General features: G+C 38.7%; 21 protein-coding genes and 1 riboswitch. Of the genes, 1 reads left to right on the top strand and 20 read right to left on the bottom strand.

Annotated features, from left to right (window positions below):
- The 19 genes from AB3K24_RS01285 to AB3K24_RS01195 all read right to left on the bottom strand — a co-directional run bounded on the left by AB3K24_RS01285 (position 1) and on the right by AB3K24_RS01195 (position 21755).
- On the bottom strand, positions 1 to 918 hold the full coding sequence (locus AB3K24_RS01285) for an ABC transporter permease (protein WP_367973432.1): 918 nt from the start codon (positions 916 to 918) through the stop codon (positions 1 to 3).
- A 78-nt stretch (positions 919 to 996) separates the two neighbouring features.
- Positions 997 to 2631: a peptide ABC transporter substrate-binding protein gene (locus AB3K24_RS01280; RefSeq protein WP_367973431.1), complete on the bottom strand. Its 1635-nt coding sequence runs from the start codon at positions 2629 to 2631 to the stop codon at positions 997 to 999.
- 237 nt (positions 2632 to 2868) lie between these two features.
- The gene (locus tag AB3K24_RS01275; RefSeq protein ID WP_367973430.1) at positions 2869 to 4506 is read right to left on the bottom strand and encodes a peptide ABC transporter substrate-binding protein; all 1638 of its coding nucleotides are present in this window, start codon (positions 4504 to 4506) and stop codon (positions 2869 to 2871) included.
- Between the two features lie 181 nt (positions 4507 to 4687).
- The gene (locus AB3K24_RS01270; RefSeq protein WP_367973429.1) at positions 4688 to 5347 is read right to left on the bottom strand and encodes an amino acid ABC transporter permease; all 660 of its coding nucleotides are present in this window, start codon (positions 5345 to 5347) and stop codon (positions 4688 to 4690) included.
- Between the two features lie 9 nt (positions 5348 to 5356).
- Complete coding sequence (locus AB3K24_RS01265) at positions 5357 to 5998, bottom strand: amino acid ABC transporter permease (RefSeq protein WP_367973428.1); 642 nt, start codon at positions 5996 to 5998, stop codon at positions 5357 to 5359.
- Positions 5998 to 6864, bottom strand: coding sequence for a transporter substrate-binding domain-containing protein (locus AB3K24_RS01260; protein ID WP_367975520.1), 867 nt, complete (start codon positions 6862 to 6864; stop codon positions 5998 to 6000). Before AB3K24_RS01260 ends, AB3K24_RS01265 begins: the two co-directional genes overlap by 1 nt.
- A gap of 82 nt (positions 6865 to 6946) precedes the next feature.
- The gene (locus tag AB3K24_RS01255; RefSeq protein WP_367973427.1) at positions 6947 to 7684 is read right to left on the bottom strand and encodes an amino acid ABC transporter ATP-binding protein; all 738 of its coding nucleotides are present in this window, start codon (positions 7682 to 7684) and stop codon (positions 6947 to 6949) included.
- Positions 7685 to 7899: 215 nt separating this feature from the next.
- On the bottom strand, positions 7900 to 9687 hold the full coding sequence (locus AB3K24_RS01250; protein WP_367973426.1) for an ABC transporter ATP-binding protein: 1788 nt from the start codon (positions 9685 to 9687) through the stop codon (positions 7900 to 7902).
- Positions 9680 to 11458 (bottom strand): ABC transporter ATP-binding protein, encoded by a 1779-nt coding sequence (locus AB3K24_RS01245; RefSeq protein ID WP_367973425.1) that lies wholly within the window; start codon positions 11456 to 11458, stop codon positions 9680 to 9682. Before AB3K24_RS01245 ends, AB3K24_RS01250 begins: the two co-directional genes overlap by 8 nt.
- A 96-nt stretch (positions 11459 to 11554) precedes the next feature.
- Positions 11555 to 12487, bottom strand: a complete 933-nt coding sequence (locus AB3K24_RS01240) for a YdcF family protein (protein ID WP_409201753.1) — start codon at positions 12485 to 12487, stop codon at positions 11555 to 11557.
- 44 nt (positions 12488 to 12531) lie between these two features.
- A complete protein-coding gene (locus tag AB3K24_RS01235) occupies positions 12532 to 13620 on the bottom strand; it encodes an aspartate-semialdehyde dehydrogenase (protein WP_367973423.1) in 1089 nt (362 codons plus the stop codon).
- Positions 13621 to 13665: 45 nt separating this feature from the next.
- Positions 13666 to 14778 carry an alanine racemase gene (gene alr / locus AB3K24_RS01230; RefSeq protein ID WP_367973422.1) on the bottom strand — a complete coding sequence of 371 codons (1113 nt, stop codon included), beginning with the start codon at positions 14776 to 14778 and terminating at the stop codon, positions 13666 to 13668.
- Positions 14779 to 14854: 76 nt separating this feature from the next.
- A riboswitch (Lysine riboswitch) is annotated at positions 14855 to 15023 on the bottom strand.
- A gap of 36 nt (positions 15024 to 15059) precedes the next feature.
- Entirely contained in the window at positions 15060 to 15524 is a 465-nt protein-coding gene (locus AB3K24_RS01225; RefSeq protein ID WP_367973421.1) for a P-loop NTPase family protein, read from the bottom strand.
- Positions 15514 to 16041, bottom strand: a complete 528-nt coding sequence (locus tag AB3K24_RS01220; protein ID WP_367973420.1) for a 2'-5' RNA ligase family protein — start codon at positions 16039 to 16041, stop codon at positions 15514 to 15516. Before AB3K24_RS01220 ends, AB3K24_RS01225 begins: the two co-directional genes overlap by 11 nt.
- Positions 16042 to 16079: 38 nt before the next feature.
- The gene (locus AB3K24_RS01215; protein ID WP_367973419.1) at positions 16080 to 17228 is read right to left on the bottom strand and encodes a thiolase family protein; all 1149 of its coding nucleotides are present in this window, start codon (positions 17226 to 17228) and stop codon (positions 16080 to 16082) included.
- Positions 17225 to 18517 (bottom strand): AMP-binding protein, encoded by a 1293-nt coding sequence (locus tag AB3K24_RS01210; RefSeq protein WP_367973418.1) that lies wholly within the window; start codon positions 18515 to 18517, stop codon positions 17225 to 17227. Before AB3K24_RS01210 ends, AB3K24_RS01215 begins: the two co-directional genes overlap by 4 nt.
- Positions 18518 to 18533: 16 nt before the next feature.
- Positions 18534 to 19070 (bottom strand): biotin transporter BioY, encoded by a 537-nt coding sequence (locus tag AB3K24_RS01205; protein WP_367973417.1) that lies wholly within the window; start codon positions 19068 to 19070, stop codon positions 18534 to 18536.
- Between the two features lie 33 nt (positions 19071 to 19103).
- A complete protein-coding gene (locus AB3K24_RS01200; protein WP_367973416.1) occupies positions 19104 to 20084 on the bottom strand; it encodes a biotin--[acetyl-CoA-carboxylase] ligase in 981 nt (326 codons plus the stop codon).
- Between the two features lie 114 nt (positions 20085 to 20198).
- On the bottom strand, positions 20199 to 21755 hold the full coding sequence (locus AB3K24_RS01195; protein WP_367973415.1) for an ABC-F family ATP-binding cassette domain-containing protein: 1557 nt from the start codon (positions 21753 to 21755) through the stop codon (positions 20199 to 20201).
- A gap of 101 nt (positions 21756 to 21856) precedes the next feature.
- Between AB3K24_RS01195 and AB3K24_RS01190 the strand changes: the two genes are divergently transcribed.
- Positions 21857 to 22189, top strand: a complete 333-nt coding sequence (locus tag AB3K24_RS01190; RefSeq protein ID WP_367973414.1) for a VOC family protein — start codon at positions 21857 to 21859, stop codon at positions 22187 to 22189.
- A gap of 30 nt (positions 22190 to 22219) precedes the next feature.
- Here the strand turns inward: AB3K24_RS01190 and AB3K24_RS01185 are convergent, their stop codons facing one another.
- Complete coding sequence (locus AB3K24_RS01185; RefSeq protein ID WP_367973413.1) at positions 22220 to 22618, bottom strand: helix-turn-helix transcriptional regulator; 399 nt, start codon at positions 22616 to 22618, stop codon at positions 22220 to 22222.
- Between the last annotated feature and the right edge of the window lie 23 nt (positions 22619 to 22641).

The following is a 22641-nucleotide window of genomic DNA, read 5'->3' as shown; positions in this document are numbered from 1 at the left end:
TTATTGCAAACGAACACGCGGATCAACAATTGCTGTCAAAATATCCGTGATCAGAATCATAACCATTAACATGACTGAATAAATAATGGTTGTTCCCATGATAACTGGGAAATCTTTTGACGGAATTGACAAAACGAATTGCTGACCGATACCAGGGATTGAGAATATTTGTTCGATCAACGTCGAGCCTGTCAACAGTCCTGCAGCCATTGGCCCAATCAAGGTCAAAACTGGAATCATTGAGTTACGATAGGCATGTTGATTGACAACTTCTTTAGCACTTAATCCTTTAGCTCTGGCCAACTGCACATAGTCTGAGCTTAACGATTCAATCATTTCTGAACGCACAAAGCGTGTCGTAATAGCCGCTGGACTCATAGCCAAAGCAAGGGTTGGTAAAATAGTTTGTGAAAATGAATCACCCCAGCCTGAAACTGGGAAAAGTGGCCACTTAAATCCAAATAGATAAACCAAAATAATACCTAAGATGAAACTTGGTATTGAGATACCAAGTGTTGAGATAATACCTAAAGTACCATCAATTTTATTATTTTTATTACGTGCTGATGCAGCACCCATAAATAATCCGGCAATAACACCAACTACCAAAGCTTGCGCACCTAATTGAGCAGATATAGGCAAACGCTGACCAATTAACATACTAACTGGCTGATTTTGATATTGAAATGATGTGCCAAAATCCCCATGGAACGCACCAAGTAAATAATTCAAGTATTGTTGCCAAAGCGGCAAGTCTAATCCGTACGTTGCATTCAACTGTGCTATCGCTTCTGGTGTTAATTTAGGATTGGTAAACGGCGTTCCTGGCATGATTTGCATCAAGAAGAATGTCGCAGTGATCACTAAGAAAAGCGTAAAAATAAGTAACAGCAGCCGTTTTAAAATATATTTCCACATAATGTCATCTTTCTATACAAATAAGAACCAACTCACGTTAATTCCTATTTGAAATTAAATATTTTTTGCGACCCATTATTACTTACGGTATGCATACTTGAAGTCTTGAATCAAACCTGTTGTGTTAGTCACAACGCCTTTGATATCAGGATTCTGTAAGGCATAGTGTGCCCGAAACATCAATGGACTATAATTAGCATTTTTAAACACAGCTGCTTCCGCATTTTTATAATCCGTATCACGAGCTGATTGATTTAATGCATCAGTTGTTTCAGCCTTATTAACGGCATCAGTATATGTGTCATTTATAAACTTGCCATCATTATAAGAACCATTATTTTTGAATAAGTCATAGAAAGTTGAACCTTCAGGATAATCACCACCCCAAGCAGTTAACAATATTTCAAAGTTTTGCGTCTGAGCATCTTGTAATCTTTGCTTGAATGGTACAAACTTTTGATTGATTGTCAGACCTGGCAAAGCCTTCTGCCAAGAGCCTTGCAAATAGTCAACAACTACTTTGTTAGCTGGTTGATCCGAAGCTGCTTCGATTGTCAAAGTAGCTTTCGTTTCGCCAACCTCTTTCAATCCCTCAGCAAACAATTTAGCTGCTTGCGCTTTGTCATAGGTATATCCAGGTGAAACATATTTTGCCAAGTCGGTCCCATTGGCTGTTTTAGCTAGCCCTGTTGGTACCAATGCTGTACCAGCTGTAGATACACCGCCAGTTACTTCTTTAACGAGTTCAGCACGATTTGTAGCTAAATTCAAAGCCTGTCGAATTTTAGTATTTGCCAAGAATTTATTCGTTCCTGTTTGGTTATACTCAATATAATCCGTTCGTGCTTCTGGTACTTTGACACTATCTTTACTACTTTTATTTGCAGCGTATAGCTCTGTTGTTGTTAAAGGCGCTTCATCTAATTTACCTTGTTTATACAGTTGAACAGCAGTTTCGGGCTTCTTTACAACTTGATATGTCAACGTTTCTGTTTTGACACTTTTAGCATCCCAATAATTTTTGTTCTTCACAAGTTCGAATGTGCCATTAGTACCATTCCACCCTTTAAATGTATATGGCCCTGAATATAGTTGCTTGTCAGACGTCGTGCCATAAGCCTTCCCTTGCTTAGTAACAAAAGATTCCTTTTGAGGCATGAAATTTGAGAAAGTCAATAAGTATTCAAAATGTGGCATTGGATGTTCTAGATTAAAAGTAATGGTATTCCCTTTGGCGGTCACACCTAAGTTAGATACTTTTTCTTTTCCTGCGACAATTTTATCAGCATTCTTAACACCTGTAGCAAGGTAAGCATATTGAGAAGCTGTCTTAGGATCAACAATACGTTGCCATGAGTAAACAAAGTCTTGTGCTGTTAACTTTGAGCCATCAGACCACTTTAAGTTACTACGTAACGTAGCTGTATATGTTAGACCATCACTTGACACTTTAATCGCTTTAGCTAAATCAGGAATCGCCTTGCCTTTAGCATCAACTCGCAACAAGTTAGAGCCAGAGTTGCCAATAATCTGATTAGAATATTGATCTGTATTTTTTGAAATATCTAACGTTTGAATATCTGTTGGTAACGCATAATTCAATGTCCCTTTTGCAGCAGCTTTGTCACCGCCCCAGAGACCTGCTGCACGCGTACCACCACCGACAACGACAACTGCCGCTGCGCCGATAGCCACTTTTTTCCATGTATCCATACTAATATCCTCCGAGACATGTCAATTATTTTTAACTACACATTAGTAATTATTAGTATATCATTGTATATTCTCATATACAACTAATTTTTAATCATTATATCTCATGAGACTATTTTTAAATCAGGTCACTTGCCCATATATTTCAGCATCATATCACCTTTTTAAATAAAATAAGAATCAACTCACGTTAATTCTTAATCTACTCATGCAAACTGATTTATTGTTAAGCAATAATTACTTCTTAACTGCTGATTTCCAGTCTTGATTCAATCCTGTGGTATTAAGAATAATTCCTGTTACCTTAGGATTTTGTAATGAATAACCCGAACGGAAATACAATGGGTTGAAGCTACTATCTTTTAACAAAGCTGCTTCAGCCGTCTTATAGTCATTATCACGGGCTGATGGTTTCAATGCATCAGTTGATTCGGCCTTCTTAACTGCAGCGTCATAAGCTGCATTTTTGAACTGGCCATTATTATTTGGGGCACCTGTTTTGAAGATATCGTAAAATGTTGAGCCTTCTGGATAATCACCACCCCACAATGACACGACAATATCAAAGTTTTGTGTTTGTGAATCTTTAAGACGTTGTGAAAATGGTACGAATTTTTGGTTGATCTTCAAACCTGGCAAAGCCTTTTCCCATGATCCCTGCAAGTAATCCAATGTTGATTTAGCTGCTGGTGAATCTGCATCCGACGTCACAGTAAATGTTGCCTTAGTTTCGCCAACCTCTTTCAATCCTTCTTGGAACAAAGTGGCAGCCTCTTTAGGGTCAAACTTATAACCAGGTGCAACAAACTTTGCCAAATCTTCACCAGAATCTGTCTTAGCAAGGCCTTGTGGTGCCAAACCAGTCGCTGGCGTTGAAATGCCTGCAGTCACTTGATCTGTTAATTCTTTACGATTAGTGGCTAAGTTCAAAGCTTCACGAATCTTAGCATTGGCTAAGAATTTGTTCTTACCTGTTTGATTATATTGTAAGTAAGCCGTTGTTGCTTCTGGTGCTTTCGAAACATTTTTATCATTTTTGTTAGCTTTGTATAATTCAGGCGTATTGGCAATTGACACACGATCTATCTTGCCTTGCTTATAAAGTTGAACTGCAGTGTCTGGCTTTTGAACAACTTGCACATCAATTTGTTTTGTCTTGACATTTTTGGCATCCCAATAATTGTCATTCTTAATGAGCTTAAACGTGTTGTTAGTTCCATTCCAGCCCTCAACCTTATACGGACCTGAATAAAGTGACGTCGCTGCGGTTGTCGCATACTTCTTGCCTTCTTTATTTACGTAACTCTCCTTTTGTGGCATAAAGTTAGAAAATGTTAAGAGATATTCAAACTGTGGCAATGGTCGTTCTAAATTAAATGTAATTGTGCTTCCTTTAGCTGTCACACCCAGTGTGTCAACATCAGCTTTTCCTGCAGCAATTTGATCTGCATTTTTCACACCTGAAGCGAGGTAAGCATATTGCGAGGCTGTTTTAGGATCAACAATTCGTTGCCATGAATAAACAAAATCCTGTGCTGTTAGCTTCGAGCCATCAGACCACTTCAAACCATTTTTCAAGACAACTGTATATTTCAAACCATCATCAGAAACTTTCACTGACTTAGCCAATTCTAACTGTGCCTTTCCTTTAGAATCGACACGCATCAAGTTTGAACCTGAGTTACCAATGATCGTCCCAGAATACGTATCCGTATTCTTAGAAATATCCAACGTTTGAATAGGCGTTGGTAACTGAAATGATAAATTCTTACTATTGCCTGCTGAGCTTCCGCCCCAGAGACCTGCCGCACGTGTACCACCCCCAACAACGACAACTGCCGCTGCGCCGATAGCCACCTTTTTCCATGTATCCATGCTAATATCCTCCCGAGATATGTCAGTTATTTTTTAAACATACATTAATAAAATTAGTATATCACTTAATATTCTCATATACAACTAATATTTAATTGTAATATTTTATGGGACTATTTTAAAATGGTTTGCTTACATAGTTAACAGACAGTAATAACCAACATTAGTAACCTGCTTGCGCCTAAGCTAATTTATGATCGGCCCATTTTGCTAATAGTGACAAACCGTAGTTTAGTAAGAAATAAACTAACGTAATTGCAATTAATACAGGAACAATATACGTTGAATTTTGTGCATAAACAATTTGACCACGATAAGTCATCTCAGATAGCACAATACCTAATGCCAAACTTGTATCTTTCACCAATGAAATTAATTGAGAAATAATTGGTGGTATCATTTTTTTATAGGCTTGAGGCAAAACAATATGAATCATTGTTTGCATATTACTCAAACCATTCGCGCGTGCACCTTCAAATTGGCCATTGTCAACTGATTCAAGCCCACCACGCACAATTTCTGCTAACATGGCTGATTCAAATGTACTCATTGCAATAACTGTGGCCCAAAAAATTGGTAAGTGAACACCTATTTTTGGTAGCGCAAAATAAACAAAGAAAATAATTAATAACAATGGCAAATTACGAATGATGTTGTTAATTGTACCAACAAATTTGGAAAAATATGGTAACCGTTCAAACTGAATAATGCCAACAATCGAGCCAAAAATTAAGCTCAAAATAACTGATATAACTGATACACCCACGGTAATACCCAAACCACCCAACAGATAAAGGACGTTTTGTGGTGTGAAGGCGCTAAATATTCCTAATGTAACCATAATTCCTCCTTACAATGCGCGCTTAAGCTTGCGCTCAAGGTGTTGTATATAGTAGCTTAACGGTAATGTGAGAATCAAGTAGAAAATTGCCACAATAATATACGTACTAAATGTATCAAACGTGTTTGCTGCAACCATGTTGCCTTGATACATCAAATCTAAACCGCCAACAAATGCTAGAATCGACGAATTTTTTACCAAGTTAATGAATTGATTTCCCAGTGAGGGTAAAGCAATTCGGAATGCTTGTGGTAAGACAATGTGCTGCATGGCTTGCGCAAATGACAAACCATTAGCCCGTGCACCTTCCATTTGTCCACTATTAACTGACAAAATACCCGCTCTAACTGTTTCGGCAATAAATGCTGACGTATATAACATTAAAGCAACGGTTCCAGATGTGAAACCACTCATTTTAACATATTTTGAAACGACCAGAAAAAAGAAAAAGGTAATAATTAATAATGGAATATTTCGAAAGACCTGCACGTAAACATTGCCGATCACTTGCGCCCATTTTTGAGGTACGATTTGCATAATTGCAAACCCCGTACCCAGGATCATTGAGCCAACCAATGCAATGATACTCGATAGCAATGTATAACCAAATCCTTGCAGGAATGTTGGGAAATTATCTTGTAATAATGCCATTATTTCGCCTCCAAACTGCGCCAGTCAAGACCGGGAACATCACTAAACCACTTTTTAATCAGTTGATTATAAATACCATTTTCTTTAATCGTAGCCAAAGCTTCGTTTGTTTCTTTAATCATTGGCTTTTGATTATTATCAAAGGCAATACCATAAGGGCCATGCGTAAATGTGCCGCCAGCGATATGATACTCAGGATTTTCTGTAGCAAAGCCATACAAAATAGCATTGTCTGTTGACATCGCTTGCCCTTGACCACTCTTTAAGGCCTGCATCCCTGTTGCATAATCTTGAACAGCTAGTAGTTTTGCTTTTGGTGCAAACTTTGCTGTTTCTGTGGCTGCTGTTGTCCCAACGACCACAATGACTGTGTATTTAGAACTGTTCATATCTTTTATTGAATTAATACCAGAATCTTTTCTAACTAAAATTGATTGACCAGCATCAAAATACTGATTTGTAAAATCAATAATTTTTTCACGCTCTGGTGTAATTGTCATTGTTGATACAGAACCGTCAATATTGGTATTTTTCAATAACTGCATCTTTGATGCTGTTGCAACCGGCACAAATTCAGCCGACATTGGTACCCCAGTTTGTTTTGAAATTTGAACCGTCAGTGCTCGAGCGATGTCGATATCAAATCCTTGAGAGATACCAGTTTTTGTATCCATTAGTCCAAATAAACGTGTATCAGCTTTCACACCCCACACAATTCGGCCCAGTTTTTCAACACGAGCTAGTGTATCTTGATGTTCTGAGTTTCTATTAGCTGTTGCTGTTGCCCACATTAAACCGAGGACAATAACGGCAGCCAAGACAATTGTAGCTATAATACCAAATTGTCGCTTTTTAGCTTTTTCCATAATATCTGTACGTTCCATATCTAGACGGTTACTTATTTTTCAATCAAGTAATGCGTCTTGGTAAACGTAATTCCTCCATATTTTAATGATGTTCAACTTGACTCAAAAACTTTTGCGCACGAACTTCTTTAGGTTTTTCAAAGAATTCCTTCGTTGTGCTATCTTCTAAAATCTGTCCCTCAGCCATAAAAATAACACGATCAGCTACAGCTTTCGCAAAGCTCATTTCGTGTGTAACGACAAGCATTGTCATTGAAGAGTCTTTCGCAATATCACGCATAACATCTAGCACATCCCCAACCATTTCAGGATCTAAAGCTGATGTTGGTTCATCAAACAATAGTGCTTTTGGTTGCATGGCCAATGAACGGGCAATTGCCGCACGCTGTTTTTGACCACCAGATAATTCTGATGGCATGTTAGCTGCTTTATCAGCCAAACCAACTTTCTCCAACAACTCCATCGCTATTCTCTTATTCTCAGCTTCATCACGCTTCAAAACTAACCGTGGCGCTAACATGACATTTTCTAATGTTGTTTTATTATCATACAAATTGAAATGTTGAAACACCATACCGACATTTTTACGAATACGATTCATGTCTGTTTTGGGATCATGCAGATCAAATCCGTTAACTATCAGCTGTCCCTCTTCGATCTCTTCCAAGCCGTTAACTGTGCGAATCAGCGTTGATTTTCCTGATCCAGAAGGGCCAATCAGCACAACTGTTTCCCCTTCGTCAATCGTCAAATTGACGTTTTTTAGTGCATGAAAGTCACCATAGTACTTCTCTACATTTTTGAATTCAATCATTGACATACGTAAATTTCTCCTTGTTCATGTGCAGTCAGCATAGTGCCTACACATATATTAACTATAAAAAGGTCGCAAATATTTTTTGCGTTTTATAGCCCGCTTCCCTAATTATGTTCTATTTCCATTGTACTCGTTTTAACCATTTTCTATCAAACTCATGGCAGGAAACATAACATATGAATGTGAACTATTTAACATTTCACACACTATACTTAGTTTTAACTAGCAATTCCTTGCAATCGGTATAGGTCATAATATTGTCCCCGTAACTGTAGCAACTCTTCATGAGTGCCATGTTCAACAACCTCCCCGTTATCTAATACTAAAATGAGATCAGCATCTTTAATTGTTGACAAACGATGTGCAATAGCGATTGTTGTACGATTTTGTCGCATCTTTAGTAACGATTTTTGAATCAACGTCTCCGTTTCAGTATCAACATTGGCCGTTGCTTCATCAAGTATCAAAATTTTAGGATCTCTAACGATAGCCCGCGCAAAACTAATTAATTGTTTTTCACCAGCAGAAAATCCTGACCCGCCTTCTTGAACTTTGGCATGATAATTACCTGGTAATGCAGATATAAACTTATCAGCCCCAACAAACTCAGCAGCCGCCCTGATTTGTTCATCTGTAATCGTATCATCATACATACGAATATTAGATGAAATATCTCCAAAAAACATGAACGGATCTTGCAAAACTAAGCCCATTTTTTGACGAATATGCTTTAAATCAATGTCTCGAATATCATGGTCATCAATTAAAATGTTACCAGATTGGAAATCATAGAATCGCATCAGGGCATTGATTGTTGAAGACTTACCAGATCCAGTATGTCCAACAAGTGCAACGGTATCGCCTGGATTGGCCGTAAAATTGAGATCTTTTAATATTTGATGTTGCCCATCATAACTAAAATTTAACTGCTGAAATTCAACTTTACCTGCTGTAATATCTTGTTTGGCGCCGACATTTTGTGCTGGCGCATAAGTTTCATCAGCTAAAATACCTAATATACGATAACCTGACACAAGTCCTTCTTGAAATGGACTAAATAAGTTCATGACACTTTCCAATGGACTAAATATGTTATTTAAATACGTTGTAAAAGCATAAATGACGCCAGCAGAAACGACTGTTGCCATTGACAATACACCAAAATACCAAAAAACAAGAACCATCGCCGCACCCAGCAACATATCAACCATAGGTTCCAGCAGTAAGGCATCTGCTTTTACCATCCGAAATCGCGCATTAAAGTATTCGCCATTAACCTTAGCAAACGATTTTTTAAAGCGATCTTCTTGATAAAATTCTTGAATAACATCGATACCTGTAATACTTTCAGCAATCTTAGCATTTAAATGTGATAGTCGTTCACGCATATGTCGAAACAAACTAGATGAAAAACGTTGATACAAAATCACTGACCCGACAATAAACGGGACCACAATAAGCATTAGCAACGTTGCTTTTACACTCACTGTCAACATACCGATATAGGCACCAATCATACTCATTATAACGAATGTGAGTTGCATGAAGAATCGCCAAAAATCGGCAAGCGCAGCCGTATCATTATTGACACGAGTGACTAACGAACCAGCTGGTACTTGGTCAAAAAATCGCATCCCTAACGTATGTAACTTACGAAATACTTTAACACGTATATCTTCTAGTGCATATTCAGCTGCTACAGTAAAATAATATGCATTCAAAGCATCTGCTACAGCTTGACTTAACCGAATAATTGCTACTAAGACTGCAAAGCTAATCATCACTTGTAATGTGACATTATCACGCTGTTGTAAATAAGTTGTCATATAATAAGCAATGACACGCGGCGCTGCTGCTTGTAGCAAGGCAAAAACAGCACCAATGGCCAATGCGCCAAAAAACATTTTTCGAAAAGGTTTGGCCTGTCTAATTAATGTCACAATAACCCTTATTTGTTCTTTAATTGGAATACTTTTTGCCCAAACAGAACTATTTTTTTCAGACATCGTCGACCACCTTTCCGCTTAATTTATCTTCAAGTTGTGTCGCTAATTGCTGTTGTTGATACATTGCCGCATACCAGCCATTTTTTGCAATTAAAGTGGCGTGCGTCCCACGTTCTTTAATTTCACCATGGTCAAACACAACAATTTCATCCGCGTTCATCACTGAACTAATCCGATGTGCAGCAATGATGGTGGTTTTTTCACGACGTTCTGACTTTAAAGTACCCAAAATATGTTGCTCAGTCATTGCATCAACAGCGGACAACGCATCGTCTAAAATCAATATTTCTGGATCCGTAATCAATGCGCGCGCAATAGCTAAGCGTTGCTTTTGACCACCAGACAAACTAACCCCCTGCTCCCCAACCTCTGTATCATATCCGTCCGGTAATGACAAAACATCTTCATGAAAAGCAGCTTTTTGGGCAACTAACGTCACCTCTTGTTGATTCTTATTGACATCAGAAAATCGAATATTATCGCGCACTGTTGTTGAAAACAAAAAGTCTTCTTGCGCCACATAGCCAATTGATCTTAAATAGGCCTTGAACGTATAATGCTTAATGTTAACGTTTCCAACTCGAATGACACCTGTATAATCATCAAACTGACGTAATAGTAGTTTGATTAATGTTGTCTTACCTGCACCCACTCGGCCAACAATACCCAGCGTTTCACCTGCTCTAATTGCTATATGAACATCTTGTAACGCAACTTTTTTACTCTGATCATTGGGATAAATAAACTGATCAATATTAATGTTTAAATCACCTTTGGCTTGCTCAACGACACCATTTTCATCTTCAACAATAGCCGATTTTTCCGATAAAATATTTTGTACACGTGTGTATGATGCATTGCCTCGCTCCAATACATTAAAAAGTTGCCCTAATCCAAACATTGGCCAAACGAGTAAACCCAAATATGTTGAAAATGATACTAATTGACCAATTGTAATTTGTTCGTTCAGGACAAGTGACCCACCATAAGTTATCATAATAACAAAGCTCAGCGTCATAATAACGGTAGCCATCGGTCCGAACAATGAATCAATCAAGGCCACGTGCTTATTAATTTGGATAGTTTCTGTCACTTGCGATTCAAAATCAGCAACATCAGCCATTTCTTGTCCCAAAGTTTTAATCGCCTTCACACCAGCAATTGATTCTTGCGACTTGTTTGACAAACGCGAAAAAGCTTCTTGTGCGGCTGTAAATGCTTGACGCATTTTTGGTGACAAATAGCGCACACCAAAAATTAAAAGTGGTAAAGGTAAGACGCCTATCAACGTGAGTCGCCAATCAACGACAATAACCATCGAAATCACCGTAAAAATAATAACAACAATTGAATCAACTAACATTAAAATGCCACCGGAAGCAACGCGTTGCACAGCTGACAAATCATTTGTTGCATGTGCCATCAAATCACCTGTTCGATGCCGTTGATAGAATGTTGTATCCATTTTCATGTAGTGATCAAACAATTGTTGACGCAATGTTTTCTCAAGCAAAGCGGATCCCTGAAATATATGCGTAATCCAAGCATATCTAAAAATATACATTAATATCGCAAATAGTAAAATTCCCCCCGCATAAAATACTAAATTTTCTACCGTTAGTGTGCGCGATACAACTTGATCTGTAAAGCGGCCAATTAACGCTGGTGACACCATTTGAGAAATTTCCGTCAAAAACAAAAAAAATAGCCCTAAAATGTAAAGCCGCTTATTTTGACGGAAAAACCACATTAATTTTCCAAAAATGTTCATACACATCTCCAATTTTATATGAAAGATTTATAAAAATATTTCTAATAAAAAATCATATACCTTTCATAAAATGATAAAAACAATTATAACACACGACTAGTAAGTAATAAACATATTAACTACAAACGCGATCAGCGACCAGGCTGCTGCCCACATCACTTGACGTTTGAGATGCATACTCATGACACCAGCAAATTCTCTAAAAAAAGCTGGCACACGATAAGTCAGTGGCACAAATCCGCCACGCCCTCGTGCCACAATATTTTGCTCGCGCGCTAGCAAAACACCCCGAAAAACATGATAACCACTTGTATAAAATGTGAAAGGTTGCGCCGAAAGTAGTTGAGATGTATATTTTAAATTTTGATATGTATTTCGTGACTGATCTTCTAGTTGTGTTTTTTCACGTGGCACGCTGTAGTGCGACACGGCCCAGTCACGCATTGCCTCAGCTTCACTACGCAATTGATCATTGCCTTGCCCACCAGAAAACACAATCACTGGATACGCTACCATTTTGTTGGCATCAGTCACTGCTGCTTGAATGCGTTTATCAACTATATTGCCAACACTATAGCCATCTGCCAGACCACCACCAAGCACCACTAAAGGCCCGTGAGTCGGCGCTTTTATCACGTAACCATATAACACACTACTCACAATAAATCGACTAAATTGCCATACAAAATATAACATCAACCATGGCGCACTCTGCCACCATAATGACCACTGACTAAACAACAATAGACTCACAAGATAACCACTGACTAACAAAGGCAACCCTAGTCGATGTGACTTTTTCCAACTATGTCTTACCATACTCAACATCAGCACAACACCAAAAAATACCGCCATACCATAGCCAATTTGCATAGATATCTTCACTATTTGTGCGGTTATATTAAAAAGATAGGCCATTGAAATGATGGCCCCAAGAACAATAAAAACCCCAAACGTACCGATTTGCATCGTCGCGGGATTTTTTTGAAATTGGTGGTATAAAGCCACTACTAATGCTATTGTCGTCAAAAATACAAAGGTTTCCATGCCTTTATTGTAACACGCGGCTATGCTTAAAATTTACTTGCAGCGCCTACTGGCACACGGACTAAGTCTAAATCAACCAGTCGTTCGGCAATTTGAACTGTGTTCCATGCCGCACCTTTCAACAAGTTGTCAGATACAACCCACATATGGAAAGAATCGTCATTTTCTAAATCTGGTCGTACACGCCCGACAAAAGTTTCACGTTTTCCTTCAGCATTTAAAGGCTGAGGATAGATTTGTTCTTTAGGATTATCTTCTAAAATAACGCCTGGTGCTTGACTTAGTGCTTCCTGAATGCCAGCAGCTGTAGCACCAGTATTTGGCGCTGTTTCAAAATAAACTGTCTCACCATGACCTACTGGCACAGGTACACGGACAGCTGTGCCTGTCACTTTAACTGACTTAGAGTTTTTGTCTCCGAACATGATTTTTTTAGTTTCATGAATCATTTTCCATTCTTCATGTGTATAACCATCATCTTCAAACACATCAATTTGTGGTAGTAAATTATAAGCTAATGGATAATGTTTATCAGCCCCTTTGACTGGCAAAATGTTAGCAACCATTTTTTCACCAGCATTATGGGCATTAGTTTGCGCGACTAATTCTTCCCATGCTGACTGTCCGGCACCAGATGCTGCCTGATAAGTAGACACAATGACACGACGCAAACCAAACGCGCGACGTACCGGTTCAAGTGCTACTACCATTTGAGTCGTTGAACAATTTGGATTGGCAATAATACCATTATGACCTTTTAAGTCAGCTTCGTTAACTTCAGGTACTACTAGTGGCACATTATCATTCATACGCCAAAAACTTGAATTATCCACAACAACCGCCCCACGTTTAACTGCTTCCGGTGCAAAACGTTGTGAGACAGAACCACCACCAGAAGCCAACACCAAATCAATCCCATTAAAACTATCTGGTGTCGCTTCTTCAACAGTTAGTTCTTGCCCTTTAAAGGTCAGCTTTTTACCAGCTGACCTTGCTGAAGCGAGTAATTTCAAACTGTTAACTGGTATAGTTGATTCTTCTAATTGTGACATCAATCGTGTGCCAACTGCACCAGTTGCGCCAAGTATAGCAATGTTATATGTACGTTCTGTCATGTTTATTTTCTCTCCTAATATTTTGAAACGGCACATCACCCTGTATTAATCAACCAGAACGCGATGTAAACGATCTTGCATGCCTGTTGTAATCTCCCATGGTGCTAAATCAGCGTGCTGTGCAACATCTTCAAGCGTATTTTCAAGTCCACCATCCTTGCCGATGAATGTGACTGTTGTACCCGTGGGGTACTCATGTGGCAACCTAATCATCAACTGATCCATTGCAACTTGCCCAACTATTGGTGCGTATTGACCATCAACAATGACCTTGAATCCAGACATTTTACGTAACCAACCATCACCATACCCAATTGGTACAGTGCCTATCCACTCGTCACCGCTTGTCGTGTATTTATGTGAATAACTAATGCCTTCACCAGCTGGTAATTGTTTAACAAAATTCATTTCACTACGCAGTGCCATCACCGGTTGTAAATTTTTGCCATCTGCCAACTCACCACGAGAAGGCTCAACGCCATATAATACAGTCCCAACACGAATCACGTCATGTGGTACTTCATCAGCATGATACATTGCTGCACCTGAATTAGCCACATGATAAAATTCAGGTTCTGGTAAACCATCTGTTATATCGTGCCACCGCTTAAGTTGCATATAAAAATAATCCGTCTCAACAGAATCTGATTCAGCAAAATGTGTTGATAAGCCAACATAATCAAAAATATCGTCGTGTGCTTGCAGATAGGTAATTGCTTCTGCTAGAGACTCTCGGGTACGAAATCCGATGCGCCCCATCCCCGTATCCACGCCCAACGTGATATGTAGTCGTTGCTCACCAGTTAAATACTGTACTGCTTCTTTTAACCATGCTAACGATACAACGGTGGCCATGACATGTTGCACCGCCATTAATTCAGAATATTTTGCTGGTGAAATACCTAAAATAAGAATTGGTTCAGTAATACGTTCATGTCGTAGTGCCAGCGCCTCGTCAATGATTGCAACAGCAAGCCCATAAACGCCACCTGCCACAGCCGCCTTAGAAGTTGGCACCAAACCTAATCCGTAGGCATTTGATTTGACTGCCAAAAATATTTTATCGGCACCAGATACTTTTTTAACCACCGCTATATTGTGCTTTAAAGCCTTTTTAGAAATTTCAATTCGCGTTGGTCGTGTAATTGCTTCCACCATATTTTACTCTTTTCATCTAAAATAAAAATCCGCATCTGCCAGGTGTGGCAGTCACGGATCGCAATAAAACAATCGTTTCTGTCATAGCACCCCGCAATTGCGACAGTCCATTAGTTCTTAACTAAATGGCCCAGCTTACTGATATGACAGTATCAGCGCTTCGGCTATAACCCCTTTTACCCGTTTCACAGTATCTATCAATACTCCGCGAATGACTCATGGTTATGGCAACCTCTATGATTTTCTCATTGTTTTTATTTTATTCTAATTTTTTTATTTTGTCAAACTTTGTTTTTTCGTATAATGATTACTTTTTGATTATACGGTTTTAATAGCCGATATATAACATCACGATTAGTTGTACGCCATTTATTTTGCCACTTTAAAAATAACCATAAATTTCGATACTGGTTCGGTCCGCCATGTAACCGATTACTGACCCACCTTTTTAATATATAGTATACATTTTGGTAATAAGGCAGGTCCAAAACATAAATGACATCAGCTAACGCAAAACAGTCCTGGCCTTCACGGAACTGAGCGCCTTCAATTATCCAGTCATTTTGCTGGATAACCACTTGTAGTAAAACTTGTATTTCTGATGATGTACGATGCCTATCTCCCGTTGCTTGTCGTACCCAGTTTAAATCATCTAGTGATGTCACTGGATAATGCTCAGTACTTGCTATTTTATGTGCCAAGGTTGTTTTGCCGCTACCAACTGGGCCAATAATTCTAATTTTCATCTTTTTCATCTAAAACAATCGTAGTGAAAACAGATGAATCATCGTTCTCTAATATGTGTTCGATAGCTACTTCTGTGATGGTCGCTGTTAAATCATACGTTTCATTTTTCAGTGCTATCATGAGATGCTCAGCTTGTAGTTGCGATAATCCTTGTGCAACAGTGACATGCGGTTGGTAAGGCAAATCTTCTCGATAATAAGGATTAAGAATTGGTTCAGCATATAAGGCATCATGTAGCTCAGTTAATATTTTTGATCCTTGATCAACCACTAACCAAACATAGCCATGCTCCGGATCTCCCGAAACGGCAGTCAGTCGTATGTCAAATTGTTGTTGTCTCTTAATGACATCAGTCACGACTTGAACAAGTGTTTCATCCGCCAAATCATTGTCAAAAGGGAAAACGAGTGAGATATGTGGTGCAATGTGTTGATACAAATTATCATAACAACGACGAATTTTGTTAATATCCGTCATCTGACTAAATTTAGGAAAAATCAAAACCGAACGCAACATAGTTCAACCTCACTTTTGCTATTTAGTATACCAAAAAACTACGCCCAGTGTTTGTTGCCAATCAACATGCTCATTCCCATACCACCAGCAATACATAACGTGACAATACCTAATGCTGGTCTCGATATTCGGTTCAAACTATTGAGCAACCTGGCAATTAATATCGCACCAGTTGCACCATATGGATGGCCGTATGCTAAGGCGCCACCCAATGGATTTAACTGTTGATCTTGAATATCTAATGCTTGTTGACAAAGAATTCCTTGTACGGCAAAAGCTTCATTCAGTTCCACAACATCAATATCAGTTATTGACAGTCCGTGCTTAACTAATAACTTTTGCGTTGCACTGATTGGGCCTAACAGAAATTGATCAGGTGCCAGACCCACAAACTCATAGTCCAAATAATAGCCTTGTACGGCTTCACTTGGGTCAAATTTTTTAAGTAGTACCGTGCCAGCACCATCGTTAATCGGACAACTATTGCCGGCCGTTACGACGCCTTGTTTAGAAAAAGCAGGCTTTAGTTGCGCCAATTTTTCTAAACTAGTCTCAAATCTTGGACATTGATCCTGTGTCTCTTTCATGTTTTCTGACTCAAAAGCATAAATTTCTCTATCTAATAATCCCATTTCAAAAGCTTGTTTCGCCTTTTGATGACTTCTAAAGGCATATGCATCTTGTTGTTCTCTCAAAATATGATATTTTTGACTCATATTTTCTGCTACAACACCCATATCTAAATCTAGTTGGCCTGTTGGTACCATTGGAAAACGCGCTCGCACAGCTTTAGTATCACGATCAATGATGAGATTGGCCAGTGAGGTACTTTCGATACCACCGGCTAGTACCAATGATGCTTGTCCACTCATAATCGTCTGTACGCCAGAAGCAACCGCCACTAAACCAGAAGCACACTGACTATCCACTGTGTATGCTGGGGTTGCAACTGGAAAATCTGCTGCCAACGCACAGCGGCGTGCTAAGTTGCCCCCTTGATTGGTCACATTTCCCAGAATAACTTGATCAATCTGTTCTTTTGAATAGCCAGGTAAGTCAGCTAACTGCTGTCGGATCAAGTTTTGAAATAACATTTCTGGTGTTTGCTGTGCAAAAATACCATTTATTTTACCAATCGGTAATCTTTTAGCACTCACAATACTTACTCTGGGTATTATATGATTCATGACCATCGTCCCTTCATAAAATCATTTGTTAACAAAGCTCTTGAAATTTTTTGTTGCGGTGTTTTGGGTATATCATCAACAAATATATAGCGCACCGGTGCTTTATATTTTGGCAAATAACTGGCTACATGACTGATCAATGTCGTTTCTGTCTCATTTGTGACTACCATAGCTACTATGTTTTCACCGTATACAAGGTCTGGCACACCAAAGACAATCACCCGCTTTGTCAGTTCAGATAATACGTGCTCAACTTCACTTGGATAAATTTTATTGCCACCGTGATTAATAATATCACTTTGCCGTGCCAACACATATAACCGATGATCTTGATAATACCCCACATCGTCGGTCATAACTGCTTTAATCGGATAATCATGGCAACCAACATAGCCACGGAACAGGTAAGGACTACTAATTATCAAGCGTTGTTTCTGGTCAACCTGTACGGTCACTGCCGGAAATAATTCACCAACATCATTCGGTTGCTTTTCTTGCATCATTTTTTGCCATGAAACCAGACTCGTTTCAGAAGCACCGTATAATTCGTACAAATCGTGTTTTGGATGACTGATTTGCCATTGTTTGACTAACTTATTTTGTAATTCGCCGCCACACGATACAATACCTCGTATATTAGCATTGTCTGCCCAACTCGTATCTTTTAGCCCTAAATAGGTTGGTACCGTATAAACAATTGTCGCCTTTAATAGTCGCATTGGTTGATGACGGTCAAAACAATAAAATGTTTTCCCAAGATATAAGCTCAACAATAGTGTGTGCATGCCTAAAGAAGTCGCCATTGTACTAGTCGTCATCACAATCTCATCATTTTTCATATCAAACACGTCAAAACAACGTTCAAAACCAAGTCGCCATGATTGCCAATCACGTTGATAAATTTTGGCATTGCCCGTTGTACCCGAGGTCTTACCTAAAAAAAGCATACCTACCTGTGGTTGACTATTTTTTTCGTCACTCACAGGTTCTGCGAGCCACTGCCACTGACCAGCAAGTGATTTTAACAAACTGGTCACATTTGGCACATCTTGTTCTGTCAAAATAATGGGTATAGCACCCGCTAAATGACTGGCTATAAATTCAGAAATGAACTCGCGCGTTTCTTTTGCGATTAAAACCACATATGGTGCCTTTATACAGTGTGTATCAACAATTTTCTTTGCACTATCATATAAGTTTTGGTAAGTATAAACCTGACCATTATCCATAACAGCGACACGCTGTTTGTATTTTTTTGTTAACTTCTGAAAATCAAATATTTCAGCCATTTTTTAATAGATCTTTCTAAAACGCCAATGACGTCCGTGTTTGTACTTTTCTGACTGCCAACGCAACGATCACAACAATCGTAATTTTCAAAGCGCTCGATAGCACAAACGGTGTCATTCCAGCTGCAATACCTGCTGCAATGGACATATGCATACTCATAATTAACCAAATCGTACCTATCGTTAAGTTAACCACTGAAGCTAAAATATTTGTCACAATTAATCCCCACACATTGGCCCATTTTTTAAAAGATAGACCGATAATTGGTGCGAACAGCAGAAATGACCATAAATAACCAGCTGTTGGTCCGGCTAAAAAAACAAAACCACCTTTGAAACCAGCAAATACTGGCAATCCAAAAGCGCCCAGTAATAAATACAATCCAATAGCTGTTAAACTCACACGCGTTGAAGACACCGAGGCTACCAAAGCAACAATAAGTGTTTGTAAAGTCATTGGAATTGGTCCAATATTAATCGCTAATGGTCCGACAGCAAGTAATAATGCTGTTAGTACCGCAGTAATAGCGATACGCTGTGTATTTGAATTCATTTTTTCTCCAATTTTTTTATTATACGTTGACAATTAACCCTGATAAACATCATTTGGTAATTGTACTTTCAATACTTCGCCCGAATTAATAATCTTAATATCATCACCCGTATCTACCAGCAATTGTCCTTGTTCATCAATTGCTTTAGCTACGCCCGTTACGAGTTCTTTGCCATATTTAACTGTTATAGTCCGACCTATAACAATATTACGCTTACGATATGCTGTCAGAAATGATCCGTCAGTGTATTCCGCATATAGTTTGACAAATTCATCGCATAACGCAGCGACAATTGTATTACGCGATACTGTCAATTCTGTCACCATACCACCAACTTTATTTTCTAGCGTGGCATCTAAATTTTTAGGCCGTTGTAAATTCAACCCAATACCTACAACAATTGCTGACACTTGTTGACTTTCGAAATCCATCACCGCTTCAGTTAAAATGCCACCAACTTTACGGTTTTTAAATAACAAATCATTAACCCATTTAAAGTCCAATTCAATACCAATCGTCTTCTTGATAGCTCGCGACACTGCAACAGCAGTCCCTGTTGTCAGTAAACCAGGCAATACTAGTGTTCCTATTGGCAACGGTAAAGCAAACGATATATACAAACCAGTGTCTGCTGGTGAGACAAAAGTACGACCTAAACGCCCACGACCACCAGTTTGTTGGTTAGCAACAATCATAGTAGGTACCGTCACATCGCCACGGGCCAACATTTTTTTTGCATAGGTATTTGTTGAATCAACTGACCCAAGCAACTGTATGTGCCAATCATTGTGTGTCAATTGCTTAATCATAGGTGCGCTCAAAACTTTGCCACTTTGATAACGATAGCCAACATGATGTTGACTATCGATAACATGGCCTTGTTCCGTCAATTTTTGAATTGCTTTCCATACAGCTGCACGGCTCATATCTAAATTTTTAGCCAAAGTCTCACCACTTAAATAGGTACCTTCATGTTCAGCAAAAAATTGTAGTATACGTTCATCTGTTTTCATAATTGACCGCCTTTAATTATTTTCATAGTAAACCTATATTACAATTATGGTTTACTATACTTTAAATGTCAACCTAAACATAAAAAAAACGCCCAAAAGCGTTTTTGATAACTGCTATTCTGATTCTTTTTTAAATGACAAGGCAGCCACGTTCAACTCGCGATCGCCTAATCCCTTAGTAAAGCTTACTTCGTGGGAAACAATAATAACATTTCCAGGGAATTTATCGATTGCTGCACGGAGTGCATTTTTTGTGCCTTCATCCAAATGGTTAGTTGGTTCGTCTAAAATCAAGAAATTACTTGGCTTCATTTCCATGATTGCCAATTTAACCTTAGTTTGCTCACCACCGGAAAGCAGTTGCATTTGCTTTTGTGCATTTTCAGCATTGATACCAGCGGCTGCTAAGCGTGTCCGTAATGCCTTTGGCTCTAGCTTGGGGAACCGATCCTGCATCTCTCTTAGTGGTGTTTTTGTATCGTCATCCCATTCTAAATCCTGGTCAAAATAATTGACAATAGCTGATGGTGAAAATTCAGCTTCACCATGAAGAGCTGGAATAACACCCAGAATTGACTTAATTAATGTTGATTTACCAGCACCATTAAATCCTTTGAAGACAAGTTTCTGTCCTGTCGTAATTGAAAATGTGACTGGTTCCAAAACTGGTGTCACATAACCCACTGATAAATTGTTCACTGCCAAAGCGTTAGCGGATTGTGAATTGACATAAGGGAAGTTAAACTTAGCTTGCAGTGCTTCAGATGGTGGATCAACTTTATCCATACGCGCCAACATCTTCTCACGTGACTTGGCTTGCTTAGATGTTGAGGCACGTGCTTTGTTTTTAGCAATAAACTTTTGTGCTTTTTCAATTTCACCTTGTTGCTTTTCATATTGGCGTAATTGTTGCTCTGAACGTTCCTCTTTTTGACGCATCGCTTTTTTAAACGATCCACGGAACTTGGTGATTTTCCCAAACGATAGATCAATAATGGCATTAGTCACTTTGTCCAAAAAGTCAAAATCATGAGAAATGATCATGGCTGAACCTTCATAACTTTGCAAAAAATCTTCTAGCCATTCAATGTGAGCCACATCTAAATAGTTCGTTGGTTCATCTAAAATAATCACATCATCGTTTTCAAGCAGCAATTTCGCCAAGATAACTTTAGCACGTTGACCACCTGACATTTGATCCAACTCGCGATCACGTCCAATAGCTTCTAAACCAAGTCCAGAGATCACACGTTCAATCTTTGTGTCGACATCATAAAATCCGGCCGCATCAAGTTCCTCTTGCATACGTCCAGCGCGTTCCAACAATTTATCGTTCATTGATTCCGCGTATTCATTATAAAGATCTGTTATGCGATCTTGTTTATCATAAAGGTCTTGATAGGCAGTATGCAAAAAAGCAATCAAATCCATACCATCTGGAATCTCTGCATATTGATCCAAATAGCCGATTTTGAGGCCTTTTTGCCACTCGATTTTACCAGACAAAGGTAATTCCTGACCCGTAACGATTTTGATAAGCGTTGACTTACCTGCACCGTTTTGGCCGACAATTCCCATGTGCTCGCCTTGTTGCAATTCGAATGCTGCGTCTTCATATAAAGTTTTTTCTGCGTAGGCCATTGAAAGCCCACTGATTTCTAATAATGCCATAGCTATAAGTGTAACATATTTTAGATTGATATGTAGCCGAAATTGCTATTATCAATAAACATGTTGAAAATTGACGCAATTCAGCTATACTTATAGGTATTATGAAACCACGTAAACTTAACATTAAAACAATTCCAGCAACTGACATCAATCGTGCCTACCGTTTTTGGCGTGATGTTTTTGATTTGCCCCAATCAGGTCATGAAAGTGGTCGACATTTGATGTTAGATGGTGACGATATTACTTTTGTTAATGGCAAAGCAACTGACACACTTGAAATATTAGTTCGAGATCATCAAGAAGATTTACTAAAGCATCTGCGTAATAACTTTATTACTATTATTGGCGATCCTGAGGAACGCTTTGGTAACAAAATTGCGTTTAAAATTAAAGATTCCGAAGACAATGTGATTACACTGGAAGCTAACCGATAAAACTCAAAAAACACATTTTTTGAGTTTTATTTACTTAAATGCCTCAATTAACGCTGGCACAATCGCGACTAAAAACCCACCTACAGGAAAAATCAGCCACCAATAACCGGCTAAAAATTCCCAAAAGTTCATATCTCTATGACGGCGAACATATTCCCCGCGACGTGGGTCAAAAGTAAATTCATTACTGTCGATTTCAGGCTCACTAGAATTGGCCTTTTTTTCTTCGATTCCTAGCACCAAACTGTCAAGGGAACACTTAAATATCTCAGTTAATTTAATCAGGTTTGTTAAGTCTGGTGTCGCATCTCCAGATTCCCAGCGTGATACAGCTTGTCGCGAAACAAATAACTTATCAGCCACATCCTCTTGTGACATATTTAAGTCAGAGCGATACTTTTTGAGCTGCTTCGGTAATAAATTAGCCATCACATCAATCCTCATTTCTAGTT

The sequence above is a fragment of the Leuconostoc aquikimchii genome, from assembly GCF_040838325.1.
Lineage (GTDB): Bacteria > Bacillota > Bacilli > Lactobacillales > Lactobacillaceae > Leuconostoc > Leuconostoc aquikimchii.
The sequence above is the reverse complement of the archived record's forward strand: the minus strand, read 5'-3'. Positions and strand labels throughout refer to the sequence as shown.